The organism is Microbacterium sp. MMO-10 (assembly GCF_037148715.1).
Classification (GTDB): domain Bacteria; phylum Actinomycetota; class Actinomycetes; order Actinomycetales; family Microbacteriaceae; genus Microbacterium.
The window spans coordinates 325594-338479 of sequence record NZ_JBBCSV010000003.1; the positions used below are offsets into that span (position 1 = coordinate 325594).

At 70.6% G+C, this 12886-nt stretch carries 12 protein-coding genes; 3 read left to right on the forward strand and 9 right to left on the reverse strand.

Annotated elements, in window-relative coordinates:
* Nucleotides 1–9: 9 nt before the first annotated feature.
* The 3 genes from WFJ17_RS10325 to WFJ17_RS10335 are packed head-to-tail and all read left to right on the forward strand — an operon-like array spanning nt 10 to nt 3405.
* Nucleotides 10–1686: an amidohydrolase gene (locus WFJ17_RS10325; protein ID WP_336648362.1), complete on the forward strand. Its 1677-nt coding sequence runs from the start codon at nt 10–12 to the stop codon at nt 1684–1686.
* Nucleotides 1683–2945 (forward strand): flavin-dependent oxidoreductase, encoded by a 1263-nt coding sequence (locus tag WFJ17_RS10330; protein ID WP_336648363.1) that lies wholly within the window; start codon nt 1683–1685, stop codon nt 2943–2945. Before WFJ17_RS10325 ends, WFJ17_RS10330 begins: the two co-directional genes overlap by 4 nt.
* Entirely contained in the window at nt 2938–3405 is a 468-nt protein-coding gene (locus tag WFJ17_RS10335; RefSeq protein ID WP_336648364.1) for a DUF3237 domain-containing protein, read from the forward strand. Before WFJ17_RS10330 ends, WFJ17_RS10335 begins: the two co-directional genes overlap by 8 nt.
* A 51-nt stretch (nt 3406–3456) precedes the next feature.
* Here WFJ17_RS10335 and WFJ17_RS10340 read toward each other — a convergent pair whose 3' ends face one another.
* The 9 genes from WFJ17_RS10340 to WFJ17_RS10380 all read right to left on the reverse strand — a co-directional run bounded on the left by WFJ17_RS10340 (nt 3457) and on the right by WFJ17_RS10380 (nt 12870).
* Complete coding sequence (locus WFJ17_RS10340; protein ID WP_336648365.1) at nt 3457–3906, reverse strand: SHOCT domain-containing protein; 450 nt, start codon at nt 3904–3906, stop codon at nt 3457–3459.
* Nucleotides 3903–4367, reverse strand: coding sequence for a universal stress protein (locus WFJ17_RS10345; RefSeq protein WP_251439031.1), 465 nt, complete (start codon nt 4365–4367; stop codon nt 3903–3905). The genes WFJ17_RS10340 and WFJ17_RS10345 overlap by 4 nt, the downstream gene beginning before the upstream one ends.
* 187 nt (nt 4368–4554) lie before the next feature.
* Nucleotides 4555–4998, reverse strand: a complete 444-nt coding sequence (locus tag WFJ17_RS10350) for a universal stress protein (protein WP_336648366.1) — start codon at nt 4996–4998, stop codon at nt 4555–4557.
* A gap of 45 nt (nt 4999–5043) precedes the next feature.
* Entirely contained in the window at nt 5044–5556 is a 513-nt protein-coding gene (locus WFJ17_RS10355) for a hypothetical protein (protein ID WP_336648367.1), read from the reverse strand.
* Nucleotides 5557–5589: 33 nt separating this feature from the next.
* The gene (locus WFJ17_RS10360) at nt 5590–8187 is read right to left on the reverse strand and encodes a zinc-binding dehydrogenase (protein WP_336648368.1); all 2598 of its coding nucleotides are present in this window, start codon (nt 8185–8187) and stop codon (nt 5590–5592) included.
* A gap of 63 nt (nt 8188–8250) precedes the next feature.
* A complete protein-coding gene (locus WFJ17_RS10365) occupies nt 8251–9159 on the reverse strand; it encodes an amino acid kinase family protein (RefSeq protein ID WP_336648369.1) in 909 nt (302 codons plus the stop codon).
* Complete coding sequence (gene argF, locus WFJ17_RS10370) at nt 9156–10187, reverse strand: ornithine carbamoyltransferase (RefSeq protein WP_336648370.1); 1032 nt, start codon at nt 10185–10187, stop codon at nt 9156–9158. The genes WFJ17_RS10365 and argF overlap by 4 nt, the downstream gene beginning before the upstream one ends.
* Entirely contained in the window at nt 10184–11455 is a 1272-nt protein-coding gene (locus WFJ17_RS10375) for an arginine deiminase (protein WP_251439014.1), read from the reverse strand. The genes argF and WFJ17_RS10375 overlap by 4 nt, the downstream gene beginning before the upstream one ends.
* Nucleotides 11452–12870, reverse strand: a complete 1419-nt coding sequence (locus WFJ17_RS10380) for an amino acid permease (protein WP_336648371.1) — start codon at nt 12868–12870, stop codon at nt 11452–11454. Before WFJ17_RS10380 ends, WFJ17_RS10375 begins: the two co-directional genes overlap by 4 nt.
* Nucleotides 12871–12886 lie beyond the last annotated feature (16 nt).

Genomic DNA, 12886 nt, shown 5'->3' on the forward strand with positions numbered 1-12886 from the left:
GGAGACCCCATGACTGAACCCATCACCGCTGATGTCTGCATCGTTTCGGGCCGCGTCTTCGACGGACGGATCCGCACCGCCGACACCGCGGTCGCTCTCGCAGGCACCAGAATTCTTGCCGTCGGCGACGACGACCACATCCGGGCTCACGCCGGACCGGCGACACGCGTGATCGACGCGCAGGGCGGACTGATCCATCCTGGTTTCGTCGACGCCCATGCGCACGCCGCGTTCGCCGGCGTGGAACGACTCAGCTGTGACCTCACCGGCGCGCGTACCGTCGATGAGACCTTGGCGTTGATCGTTGACGCCGCCGCAGCGACGGATGCGGAATGGGTGACCGGTGGCGGATGGAGTCACGAGCTCTTCCCCGAGCCCACGCGACAGATGCTGGACGAGCTCATCCCCGACCGGCCGGTCGCGCTCAGCGACGCCGGACATCACACACTGTGGGTGAACTCACTCGCCCTGGAACGCGCAGGAGTGGATTGCGACACTCCCCAGCCGCCGAACGGACATATCTCCCGTGACGGAGACGGAAACCCGACCGGGTACCTCAACGAGACCGCCGCCGAGCTGGTCGGGCGAGTGATTCCTCCGGCGACGGAGGCGGAGATCGTCGCAGGGCTGCGCAATGCCCAAGCGCATCTCTGGAGTATCGGGGTCACGGGGTGGCACGAGGCGATCCTCGGCGAGTACAACGGCAAGGCCGACTGCACGAACGCCTACCGCAAGACCATCGAAGACGGAAGCCTGCGCAGCCGCGTCTCTGGCGCACTCTGGGTGCCACCGGGGGTCACCGTCGGAGACATCCCAGCCCTTGTCGCGGATTTCACCGCTCGCCGCGAGGAGAACTCGCGCGCCGGGTTCTCGACCACCACCGCGAAAGCCATGGTCGACGGTGTCCCTCATGGCGGCACCGCCGCGCTCCTCGACCCCTACTGCGCGCATGCGGGTCAGATCGGCACCGGCGAGCTGCACATCTCCCCGGAAGCACTGGACGCCCTCGTCGTCGCCCTCGATGCTGAGGGTTTCGCGATGCATCTGCATATCATGGGAGACCGCGGCGCCCGCGTCGCGCTCGACGCAGTCGAGCAGGCGCGACGTACGAACGGTCCCGGTCCGCGTCACCACTTCGCGCACCTGTCGATGGTGCACCCCGACGACGCGCGCCGTTTCGGACCACTCGGCGTCACCGCCAACGTACAAGCCCTGTGGGCGTCAGAGGACCACGCGGTCGTGCCCATGATCGGAGAGGCACGCATGCGGGCCGGGTACCCGTTCCGGTCCCTGCTGAACAGCGGCGCCGACCTTGCCATGGGATCGGATTGGCCGGTCTCACCCGCCGACCCATGGCTCGCCATCCACGTCGCCGTGAACCGCTCATTGCCCGGGCCGAGCGGCCCCTCCGCACCTCTGGATGCCGGTCAGGCTCTGACACTGACGGAGGCGCTTGCGGCGTACACCAGTGGGTCCGCCGAACTCGTCCTCGGCGACGGTGGTCGCCTCCGGGTCGGCGAACGAGCCGACGTCGTCGTCGCGACGGTCGACCCGTTCGAGCTCCCGTTGGACGCGCTGATCGAAACTGGTACCGCCCTCACGATCGTGGGCGGACAGATCGTGCACGAGCTCCGCGCGCCGTCCACGGCGTCAGATCTCACGCACCCGGAGGAGGGACACCGATGAAGATCATCATCGCCGGCGCAGGCATCGGCGGACTCGCCGCTGCGCTCAGCCTGGAAGCCGCCGGCTTCCGCGACATCGTCGTCGCTGAACGCAGCCCCGAGCTGCTGCCGCTCGGCGTAGGCCTGAACCTCCTGCCGCATGCGGTACGCGAACTCACGGAGCTGGGCGTCGCCGACCGCGTGGCAGAACTCGGGGTCGAGCCGAACAGCTTGTCGTACTACAACCGGCACGGGCAACTCATCTGGAGCGAGCCACGCGGACGAGCCGCGGGCTACGCATGGCCGCAGCTGTCGGTGCACCGCGGACGGCTGCAGATGCTGCTGCGCGATCTCGTGACCGAACGACTCGGAGACGTGATCCGGCTCGGGCACCGCCTTGTCGCGGTCGACGGCACACAGGACGGGGCGACGAGCGCGACTGCTCGTTTCGCACTGCCCGATGGGGCGAAAGCCACGATCGCCGGCGACCTGGTGATCGGGGCGGACGGGATCCGCTCAGCACTTCGTGCCCAGTTCGCCCCGGGTGAGGGCGATCCCGTATGGAGCGGGCTGACCCTCTGGCGAGGGACTGCCTTGATGGATCCCTTCCTCGACGGTCGCAGCATGGTGATGGTGGGCGACGGGGAACAGAAGTTCGTGGCGTACCCCCTTGCCGGACCGTTCGAGGACGGGCGGGTTCGTGTCAACTTCATCGCCGAGCAGCGTGGCGCCGGTGTCGCAGAAGCCGATTGGAACCGCTCCGTCGAGCGTGAGCCAATCGCGCAGCTCTTCGACGGCTGGCGATACGACTGGCTGGACATCCCTGCGATCATCGAGAGGGCGGAGGAACTGCTCGAGTACCCGATGGTCGACCGAGATCGGTTGCCAGGCTGGGTTCACGGCCGCGCCGTGCTCCTCGGCGACGCAGCACACGCGATGTATCCGAACGGCTCGAACGGCGGATCGCAAGCGATCCTGGACGCGCGCACACTCGCGTATCAGCTCGCGACCGCGGGGAGCATCGATGCCGCTCTCTCCGCCTACGACGCTGAGCGACGCCCGGCCACTGCCGCGCTGCTGGATCTTACGAGGCAGACCGGGCCGGAGCGGGTCATGCAGATCTCCCGGGAACGTGCGCCCGAAGGGTTCGCGGACGTGCACGATGTGATCAGCGACGACGAACTCCAGCAGATCGCGCTCGAGTACAAGCGCGCCGCCGGATTCGATCCGTCACGCCTCAACGCGCGCAGCACCCTGTCCGTCCCTCAAGCGCATGGCTGAGATGCTGACTTTGACGCCCGTCTGTGAGGTGATCGTCGAGCTCGGGGAGCCTCTCGACCTCGGCGCCACCCGCGACGGGAACAGGCGAATCACGCCCATCCTCGGCGGCGAGCTCCGGGGTGCGCGGATCGCCCCCGTGGGTGAAGAACACGTCGTTGACCGCAACTACCTCGATCTTCGGGCAGTGATATTGCCTGGCGGGTCCGATCGCCAACTGGTCCGGGCAGACGGCGCGATCGAGATCGACGCACGATATACGGCGCAGACCGACGGTGGCCATCTGGTCGGTGTCCGCACTGTGGGGATCCGCCGCGTCTCCCACGACGGAACCTATTTCCGCGTTGCGGTCCGGTTCGAGACCGCATCGCAAAGCCTGACCGATCTGCAGGACTCGATATTCATCGCGGACGGCATACGCGAGCGCTCAATGGTTCGGCATGTGGTCTATCGGGTTGACTGATCGATGTCTGTTCCGTCCCATGGCCCGCGCCGCCCCCTCCCGCCCGCCCCCTCACGACGCGGCGGGGTGCTGCTTCCAGGTCTCTGCGGCCGGAGCAGGGGCCGGAGAGGAGAGCGCCCGCGCCTTCAGGGTCTCGAACTCCGCCTCGGTGATCGTGCCTTCGTCGCGGAGCGCCTTGGCCCGGGAGATCTCCTCGGCGGGCGTGCTCGCGTGGGGCATCCGGCGCAGGAAGTCGTCGGTGGCGCGCCACCGCTGCTCCGCCTCCCGGTTCGCGCGGGCCTGCATGCCCGGTCCGCGGAAGATCAGGTACGCGAGCAGCGCCACGAGCGGGACGAAGACGAGTCCGATCACCCACAGCGCTTTCGCGACGCCGCCGAGCGTGTGGTCCCGGAACAGGTCGGCGACCACCGCGAACAGCGCGAACAGGTAGGCGGCGAACGCGACGATCGCGAACATCGTCCAGGTCAACGACCAGAAGCCGTCGTAGCCGTACAGCATCATGACGACACCTCGGTCTCGCTGTCGGCCCGGCCGTCCTGGGGGCGGACGACGAGGACGGGGGAGTGCGCGTGGCGGACGCAGGCGGCGCTGACCGAGCCGAGCAGGAGACCGACGAAACCGCCGTGCCCGCGGTTGCCGACGACGAGCATCTCGCAGCTCCGGCTCATCTCGATCAGCGTCGCCGCCGGCATGCCGCCGACGACGGTGCGCGTCAGGCGAGAGGGCGGGGTGTCGCCGAAGGCGCGGTCGATCGTCGTGGACAGCGTGTCCTCCGCGACGATCTCGGGCGTCCACTCCACCACGAGCTCCGCGCCGGTGATCGACGAGTAGTACCAGGTGGTGACGGCTTCGAGGGGGACGTCGAGCGCGTCCGCGAGGCGGGCGGCGTAGCGCAGGGCCGCGACGGAGGAGTCCGATCCGTCGATGCCGACGATGATCCGGTGGGTGTCGATGGTGTCCATGACCCGAGGCTCCTCCCCGCCGGCGTCCCCCGGCGGGACGAAAGTCACCCGGAGCCGGAGCCGGAGCCGGAGCCGGACTCGGAGCCAGAGCCGGACTCGGAGCCAGAGCCGGGGTCGAGGCCCGTGGGCGGGCGCGACCGGGCGGCGCGTTCAGCCCTCCGCGTGAGGCTCAGCCCTCGCGTGAGACTCAGTCCTCCGCGTGAAGAGCATGCGGGCGGACGACGAGGACGGGGGAGTGCGCGTGGCGGACGCAGGCGGCGCTGACCGAGCCGAGCAGGAGGCCGACGAAACCGCCGTGCCCGCGATCGCTGACGACGAGCATCTCGCAGGCCCGGCTCATCTCGATCAGTGTCCGCGCCGGAGGTCCTGCAGCCACGGTGCGGACGAGACGGGCGGGCGGAGCATCTCCGAAGGCGCGGCCGACGGCGTCGGCCAGAGTGTCCTTCGCGTCCTCGTCGGGCGTCCACTCCATCATGACCCTGGCCTCCGTCGCCGACGAGTAGTGCCAGGTCGTCACGGCCTCCAGCGGCAGGTCCAGGGCGTCGGCGATCCGCGCGGCGTAGCGCAGGGCGGCGACGGAGGAGTCCGGTCCGTCGACGCCGACGATGATCCGGTTCGCGATCGTGTCCATGACCCCTACGTTCCCTCGGTGCGCACGCGGACGTCGGGACGAAAGTCACCCCGGTCCGCCCCCGCGATCCGGGCTCGGCTCTGCGCGCGCGGATCGCTTCTCGGCGTCCAGCCGCTCCAGCACCTCCCGCTGCCCGGCGAGCAGGCGCAGCTGCTCCTGCTGCAGATTGGTGAGATACGTGAGGGTGCGGTGATCCGCCTCCGCCTTCGCATCCTGCTGGGACTGGATGACGTTCTGGCCGACCATGATCACCGGCAGCAGGACGAGCTGCAGGAAGTTCTGCGAGATCCAGGCGATGAGCGTGATCATGCTCGTCGTCACGATCCACGCCGGGAACCACGACCGCAGCCCCGGGGAGAACGCGACGAGGATCGCGGGCAGGGAGAGCAGGGAGAGCAGGGCGAACGCGTAGGCCGACCACATGGATCCCATCACGGCCGTGATCCTCACGGCGAGGCGGGTGTTGAAGCGGGTGACGGCCGACGTCGGCGCGGCACGCAGTTCGGCCGGGTGCACCACGTACGCGTTCGGCGCCGGCCGGCCTCCGTCCGAGCTCATCCCGGCCTCCTGTCGGTCCGCCGTCATCGTGCGTCAGTCCGCGTCCTCGACGTCGAAGTCGAAGACGAGGCGGGCGGGCACGGACCCGTCCAGCACCTCCTGCATCGACGCGGCCGCCGTGGACAGGTCCCGCGTCTGGGCGACGACGGTCGTGCGTCCGAGCGCGTGCAGCCGGAAGACCTCGGCGAGATCCGCCCTGGTGCCGACGATGGATCCGATGATCTCGATGCCGTTCAGCACCGTGTCGAAGACCGGGAACGTCAGGCTGCCGTCCTTCGGCAGGGACACGAGCACGAGCCGCCCGCCGCGGGCGAGGGCCCGGTACGACTGGTCGAACACGGCGGGGGCGACGGCGAGCACGATGCACGCGTCCGCGCCGCCGAGGGCTCTGATCGCCTCCACGGGATCCGACTTCGCGGCGTCGACGACGTGGTCGGCGCCGAGCATCGTGGCGAGCTTCAGTTTCTCCTCGCTCACGTCCACGGCGATCACCTCCGCCCCGACCAGCCGCGCGTACTGGATCGCGAGATGGCCGAGCCCGCCGATCCCGAACACCGCGACGCGCTCGGACGGGGTCACCCGCGCGGCCTTGATCGCCGCATAGGTGGTCACGCCCGCGCAGGTGAGCGGGGCGGCATCGAGGGAGGTCACCGATTCGGGGACGGGCACCGCGAAGCGGGCGTCGATGACCGCGTACTCGGCGTGCGCGCCGTTCACCGCGTACCCGGTGTTCTTCTGCGCGAGGCAGAGGTTCTCGCGCCCGGTCACGCAGTACCGGCAGGATCCGCACGCGGATCCGAGCCAGGCCAGCGCGACCCGTGTGCCGATCGCGGGGGCGGAGACGCCGGCGCCGAGCCCGTCGACGCGGCCGATGCCCTCGTGCCCGGGGATGAACGGCAGAGACGGCTTGACCGGCCAGTCGCCGCGCGCCGCATGGATGTCGGTGTGACAGAGGCCGCTCATCTCGATGCGCACGAGCACCTGTCCGGGGCCGGGGACGGGCACGGGCACCTCCTGCACCGCGATGGGCTCCGTGAACGAAGAGACGACCGCGGCGCGCATCGTCGCGGCCGGCGCCTGCGCCCCGTCCACCGCTGCCGCGGGGGCCGGGGAGGCTGCGGGCGCACGCTCGCCGCGGGCGGCCTCCGCGCCGCGGGCATCCTCCGCACCGCGTGCGTCCTTCGCACCGCGGGCTTCGCCCTCCGCACCGCGGACGGAGGGCTCCGGCGCCGTCGCGCCCTCCGCCGTCGCGCCCTTCGTGCGTCCGAACCCGCCCAGCGGGACGACCTCCTCCAGCCGAGGCACCCGCACGTTCCAGTCGAGATCCCGCCGGATCCGCCGGCGCAGCGCATCCGCGGCCGTAGGCTCCCCGTGGGTGAGGAAGACCTGCGCGGGGGCCTCGGGTGCGGTGCGCATCCACTCGACGATCTGGCCCGCATCCGCGTGCGCCGACATCATCTCGAGCGAGTGCACCTCGGCGAGGATGGGGATGTCCTGCCCGTAGATGCGCAGGGTGCGCTCGCCGCGCTGCAGTGCGTCGCCGCGTGTGCCGCCGGCCTGGAATCCGGTCAGGACGATCGCGTTGCGCGGATCCGGTCCGTACGAGGCGAGGTGGTGCAGGATCCGTCCGCCCTCGAGCATGCCGCTCGCGGAGATGATGATCGCGGGGCCGCCGCGGGTGTTGAGCGCCTTGGAGTCCTCGACGCTGCGCACCAGGGTCGCCGTCTCGTACATGCGGCGGAACTCGTCGGGTGCGATGCGGTGCTCCTCCGGGTGGCGGGCGTACATCTCGGCCGCGCTGACCGCCATGGGGCTGTTCAGGAACAGCGGCACCTGCGGGATCCGCCCGGCGGTGCGCAGACGGCTGAGGTGCAGCAGCAGCGACTCCGCCCGGCCGATCGCGAAGGCGGGCAGCAGCACGACCCCGCCGCGGGCGCAGACCCGGGTGATGATGTCGGCGAGCGCCTCCTCCGCGTCGACGCCGGGGTGCGTCCGGTCGCCGTACGTCGACTCCGCCACGAGGACGTCGGTCGCCTCGAGCGCTCGCGGCGGTCGCATCAGCGGATCGTCGGTGCGCCCGAGATCGCCGGTGAAGTGCACGCGGGTGCCGTCCACCTCCAGCAGCACCTGCGCCGCGCCCAGGATGTGCCCTGCCGGGACGAACGAGACGCGGGCGTCGCCGACCTCGACGACGGCGTCGAACGGATGCGGGGCGAAGTGCTCGAGCGCCGCCATCGCGTCGCTCTCGGTGTACAGGGGCAGAGGGTGCGCATGCTTCGAGCTGTGCCGGCGCTCCGCGTAGGAGGCCTGCTCCTCCTGCAGTCGGCCGCTGTCCGGCAGCACGAGGGTGCTGAGTTCGGCCGTGCCGGTGGTGCTGTGGATCTCGCCGTCGAAGCCGTCGCGCACGAGCGCCGGCAGGTAGCCGGTGTGATCCAGATGCGCGTGCGTGATGACGACGGCGTCGATGCTCGACGGTTCCACGGAGAAGCGCGCCCAGTTACGCTCCCGCAGGGACTTGTACCCCTGGAACAGCCCGCAGTCGATCAGGATCCGGCTCCGTCCCGTGTCGACGAGGTAGCGGGATCCGGTGACCGTGTCGGTCGCTCCGAGGAATGTCAGCGTTGCGCTCATGCAGTGAGACAACACCCCGTGGACCGCCCGGACCGGGACTTTGGTCACCCGGTGAGCCGTCGTTCACGGGCGGGACCGGATCCGGGTGCCGAGGATCCCCGCCACGACGTCCTCCGCATGTTCGAGCGGCCCGATGACCGCGGACCTGCCGGTGGCCAGCGCGAACTCCGACGCCGCATCGACCTTCGGCCCCATCGAGCCCGAAGGCAGATCGAGTGCGGTGGCCGTGGCGGGGGTGAGCTCGGGCAGCACGGTCGCCTCCGGCGATCCGTAGTCGGCGATCACCCCTGGGACGTCGGTGAGGATGGCCAGGAGTTCGGCGTCCAGCTGCTGCGCGATCAGCGCGGCGGTGCGGTCCTTGTCGATGACCGCGTCGATCGTCCGGAGGCCGCCGGCGTCCTCGATGACCGGCACGCCGCCTCCGCCGCCCAGGATCACCGTCCTTCCGGCGCCGAGCAGGGTGCGGGCGTCGTCGAGCTCGAGGATCCTCCTCGGGCGCGGTGAGGGGACGACGCGACGCCACCCGCCGCCGTCGGCGGCGATGCTCCATCCGTGCGTCTTCGCCAGGGCACGTGCCCGGCGCTCGTCGTACACGGCGCCGATGAGCTTCTCGGGGCGGTGCATCTCGGGATCCTCCGGGTCGACGAGGACATGGGTGATGAGGGTGGACACCGGCCTGGTCGTCCCGGCGCTGCGCAGGGCCACCTGCAGCAGCGAGCCGATCATGCCCTGGGTCGCCGCGCTGAGCAGCCCCAGCGGGTAGGGTGCGCCGAGCACCGGATCCTCGGCGGACTCGCGTGCGAGGAGCCCCACCTGGGGTCCGTTGCCATGCACCAGCACGAGCTCGTGAGCGTCGGCCAGGCGCGCGAGGGCCGGAGCCACGGCGGCGAGGCGCGCCGACTGCGCGGACGCCTCCGGGCGCTCGCCGCGGTGCAGCAGCGCGTTGCCGCCGAGCGCGACCACCAGCCTCATCGCTCCTCGATCCCCGGCGCACCCTCGGCGAGGCTGTGCAGCATCACGGCGGCGATGGTGTGGCGCCGGTTCTCCGCCTGGTCGAACACCAGGGATGCGGACGAGCGGAACACATCGTCGCTGACCTCCATGCCCTCGAGGCCGGTGAGGCGGAACAGCTGATCGCCCAGCGCCGACCGGCGGTCGTGGGTCGAGGGCAGGCAGTGCAGGAAGCGGACGTCGGGGTTCCCGCTGCGCTCGAGGAGCGGGCGGTCGACGCGATAGGGACGGAGCAGGCGGATCCTGTCCTCCCAGGCGCCGCGGTCCTCGCCCATGCTCAGCCACACGTCGGCGTAGACGAAGTCGGCATCCCTGATCGCGTCGCCGACGTCCTCGGTGATGAGGATCCGTCCTCCGGACTGCGCCGCGCGCTCCTGGGCGATCGCGACGATCCCGGGCTCGGGGGAGAGGGATCCGGGACAGGCGATCCGCAGATCCATCCCGCGCATCGCCCCGCTGACGAGCAGGCTGTGCACGACGTTGTCCCTGCCGTCGCCCGTGAAGCACACCCGGGCGGGCGGCCCGGCGGGATCATGATGCTCCTCGATCGTGAGCAGATCGGCGAGCGCCTGCGTCGGGTGCCAGGTGTCGGTGAGCGCGTTCCACACGGGCACGCCGGCGTGGTTCGCGAGCGTCTCGACGGAGCCCTGGGCGAAGCCCCGGAACGCGATCGCGTCGTAGTAGCGCCCCAGCACGCGGCCGGTGTCCTCGACGGATTCGCTGTCGCCCAGATGGCTGCTCGCGGGGTCGATGTACGTGCAGTGCGCGCCGAGGGCGTGCGCCGCCGTCTCGAACGCCGCCCTCGTGCGTGTCGAGGGCTTCTCGAACAGCAGCGCGATCAGGCGGCCGGCGAGGTGCGGGGCGAGACCCGTGCGCCCGGCCGCTTTCACCGTGCGGGCCAGGGACAGGAGCGTCTCCACCTCCGCGGCGGACAGGTCGCTGTCCTTGCGGAGGTGACGAAGGGCGTCCGGCGCCGTCGTCGCGTTCACAGCCCGGCCGAATCGCGCTGGATCGGGCACGACATGCATCGGGATCCGCCTCGGCCCCGCCCGAGCTCGCTGCCGCCGATCGTGATCACCTCGATCCCGTTCCGCCGGAGCATCGTGTTGGTCGCGACGTTGCGGTCGTACCCGATCACGACGCCCGGTGCGACGGCGAGGAAGTTGTTCGCGTCGTCCCACTGCTCGCGCTCGGCGGCGCGGGCGTCCTGCTCCGTCGTGAGCAGGCGCAGCCCCTCCACGCCGAGGGTCTCGCCGAGCAGGTGGCGAAGCGGGAGCGCCGGGCCGATCGCCAGACGGTCGTCGCCCTCATCGGGCGAGATCATGTGGCCGTCCAGCCGGGCGGGGTCCAGCGCCGAGGACAGGATGAACGTGCGCTCGTCGAGCATCGTCATGAGGGTGTCGAGGTGCATCATGGCGTGCGCCCGGGGGATCGGGACGGCGATGACGCGACGCGCCTGACCGGAGCGGAAGAGCTCCTGAGCCAGGATCTCCACCGCTGCCGGGGCCGTTCGCTCGCCCATCCCGATGAGGACGACGCCGTGACCGAGCACGTGCACGTCGCCCCCCTCGAGAGGGGCGAGAGTCCGGAGCCCGTCGTCGTAGCGGTTGATCATGGGCTGCCGGAACAGCGGGTGGTAGTCGTAGATGATCCTCGCGTTCTCCGTCTCGCGGGTGCGCGCGGCGCGAGCCATCACGGTCACCGCGACGCCTCGATACACCCAGGCGGAGCTGTCGCGCGGGAACAGGGTGTTCGGCAGCGGCGGGAGCAGGAACCCGCTGTGCTCCCGCGTCTGCCACAGCAGGCTGTCCGTCGGCGCGATCTCGAGCTCGTCGAAGGCGATGCCGCCGATCATCATCTCGGCGAGGGCGGCCGCGGGCTGCGCCTGCAGTCGCTCGCGCACCAGCGGGGCGAGGGCGGGGCCGAAGCGCTCCGGCGTGCAGAGCGTGCCCAGGAGATCCGTCCGTGCGGCCGGGACCGCGAGCGCCTCGGCCAGGAGCGTCTGGAACTCGTGGACGACGACGCCGTGCGAGCGCAGGACCTCCGCGAACGCATCGTGCTCGGCACGGGCGCGCGTGCCCCACAGCACGTCGTCGAAGAGCAGCTCCCGGCAGTTGCCGGGAGTGAGCCGGTCGAGCTCGCGTCCGGGGCGGTGCACGATCACCTGACGGAGGACACCGACCTCCGAGTGCACGCCGAGCTCGGCCGCGGCGATGCTCTCGCGTACCGGGGACGGGGAGACGGCGGGGACGCTCATGAGCGCGCTCCTCGTGCGATGGACGCGGACAGCTCGGAGGAGTGCGCGTGCTGGACGTCGTCGGGGATCCCGTGCTCCCAGGGATCCGGATCCACGGCGCCGTGACGCCGATGGGACGCCTTCATCCAGATGTACAGCGGAACGCCGAGCAGGAACGCGACAGCGCCGTAGAAGGAGGCCTCCGCGCCCGTGCCGATGAGGGACCAGAACGAGAAGGCGAGCGCGAGCACCGTGACCACGAGATCCCTGCCCAGATGCGGCCAGGAGACCGCGCGAGCCTTGGTGACGAGCCAGTACAGCTGCGCCGCCGCCGAGAAGAGGTAGGGGACCACCACGGTGAAGACCGTCAGCAGCACGACCATCGTGAACACCTGGGCGAAGCTCGTGTATGCGAGGACGGTGAGGGCGGTCGCGAGCACGGTCGAGGAGATGATCCCCACGAGCGGCATCCCGCGGTGCTCGCGCCCGAACACGCTCGGGAAGAGCCCTTCCCGAGCCGCGGCCTGCGGCATCTCGCCCACGATGAAGGTCCAGCCCACCAGGCAGCCGAGTCCCGAGACGATCGCGACGACCGCGATGACCTGCCCCGCCCACGTTCCGGAGAAGATCGCATCCGCGGCGTCGCTGAACGGAGCGGTCGACGTCCGCAGGCGCGCGTTGCTGACGGTGCCGAACACCGCGAGTGTGCCGAGGATGTAGACGATGCCGCTGATCAGGGTGCCGTAGACCGTCGCCCGGGGGACGTTGCGCTTCGGATCGCGCACGCGACCGGCGGCGACCGATGCCGTTTCCATGCCGATGAACGCGAACAGGGCGATGGCTCCTGCGCCGGCCAGAGCCGACCAGCCGTCGGCGCCGGAGGAGTTGAAGGATCCGAAGTTCGCCGGGTTCAGGAAGAACAGCCCGAGCACGGCGATCGCGGCGAGCGGAACGATCTTCAGGACGGTGAAGACCACCTGCGCCCCGCCCATGCTGCGCAGTCCCATCGCGTTGATGGCGACCGGGATCCAGAGGCACGCGACCGCGATGACGATCGACCAGCCGATCTGATGGTCGGTGTTGACGAAGACTTCGACGTAGCCGGTGAGCGCGACGACGATCGCGGCGTTGCCCGCCCACGCGCTCAGCCAGTACGACCACGCGTTGAGGAAGCCCGCGAACTCGCCGAACGCCTCTCTGGCGTAGACGTAGGGTCCGCCGGATCCGGGGACGCGGGCCGTCAGGCGGCCGAAGACGATCGCGAGGGCGATCGCGCCGACCGTGACCAGCACGAAGGCGACGAGGCTGATGGGGCCGTACGCGGCGAGGGCCGAGGGCAGGCCGAAGACGCCGGTGCCGATCACCGAGCCGATGACGAGTGCGGAAGCAGCGGGAAGACCGAGCTGCTTCGCCGAGGGGGAAGATGACGTGTCCATGGCCGCGATCGTCGCG

Coding starts and splice junctions, on each gene's coding strand:
- WFJ17_RS10325 (WP_336648362.1), top strand. CDS start 10: ATGACTGAACCCATCACCGCTGATGTCTGCATCGTTTCGGGCCGCGTC.
- WFJ17_RS10330 (WP_336648363.1), top strand. CDS start 1,683: ATGAAGATCATCATCGCCGGCGCAGGCATCGGCGGACTCGCCGCTGCG.
- WFJ17_RS10335 (WP_336648364.1), top strand. CDS start 2,938: ATGGCTGAGATGCTGACTTTGACGCCCGTCTGTGAGGTGATCGTCGAG.
- WFJ17_RS10340 (WP_336648365.1), bottom strand. CDS start 3,906: ATGATGCTGTACGGCTACGACGGCTTCTGGTCGTTGACCTGGACGATG.
- WFJ17_RS10345 (WP_251439031.1), bottom strand. CDS start 4,367: ATGGACACCATCGACACCCACCGGATCATCGTCGGCATCGACGGATCG.
- WFJ17_RS10350 (WP_336648366.1), bottom strand. CDS start 4,998: ATGGACACGATCGCGAACCGGATCATCGTCGGCGTCGACGGACCGGAC.
- WFJ17_RS10355 (WP_336648367.1), bottom strand. CDS start 5,556: ATGAGCTCGGACGGAGGCCGGCCGGCGCCGAACGCGTACGTGGTGCAC.
- WFJ17_RS10360 (WP_336648368.1), bottom strand. CDS start 8,187: ATGAGCGCAACGCTGACATTCCTCGGAGCGACCGACACGGTCACCGGA.
- WFJ17_RS10365 (WP_336648369.1), bottom strand. CDS start 9,159: ATGAGGCTGGTGGTCGCGCTCGGCGGCAACGCGCTGCTGCACCGCGGC.
- WFJ17_RS10375 (WP_251439014.1), bottom strand. CDS start 11,455: ATGAGCGTCCCCGCCGTCTCCCCGTCCCCGGTACGCGAGAGCATCGCC.
- WFJ17_RS10380 (WP_336648371.1), bottom strand. CDS start 12,870: ATGGACACGTCATCTTCCCCCTCGGCGAAGCAGCTCGGTCTTCCCGCT.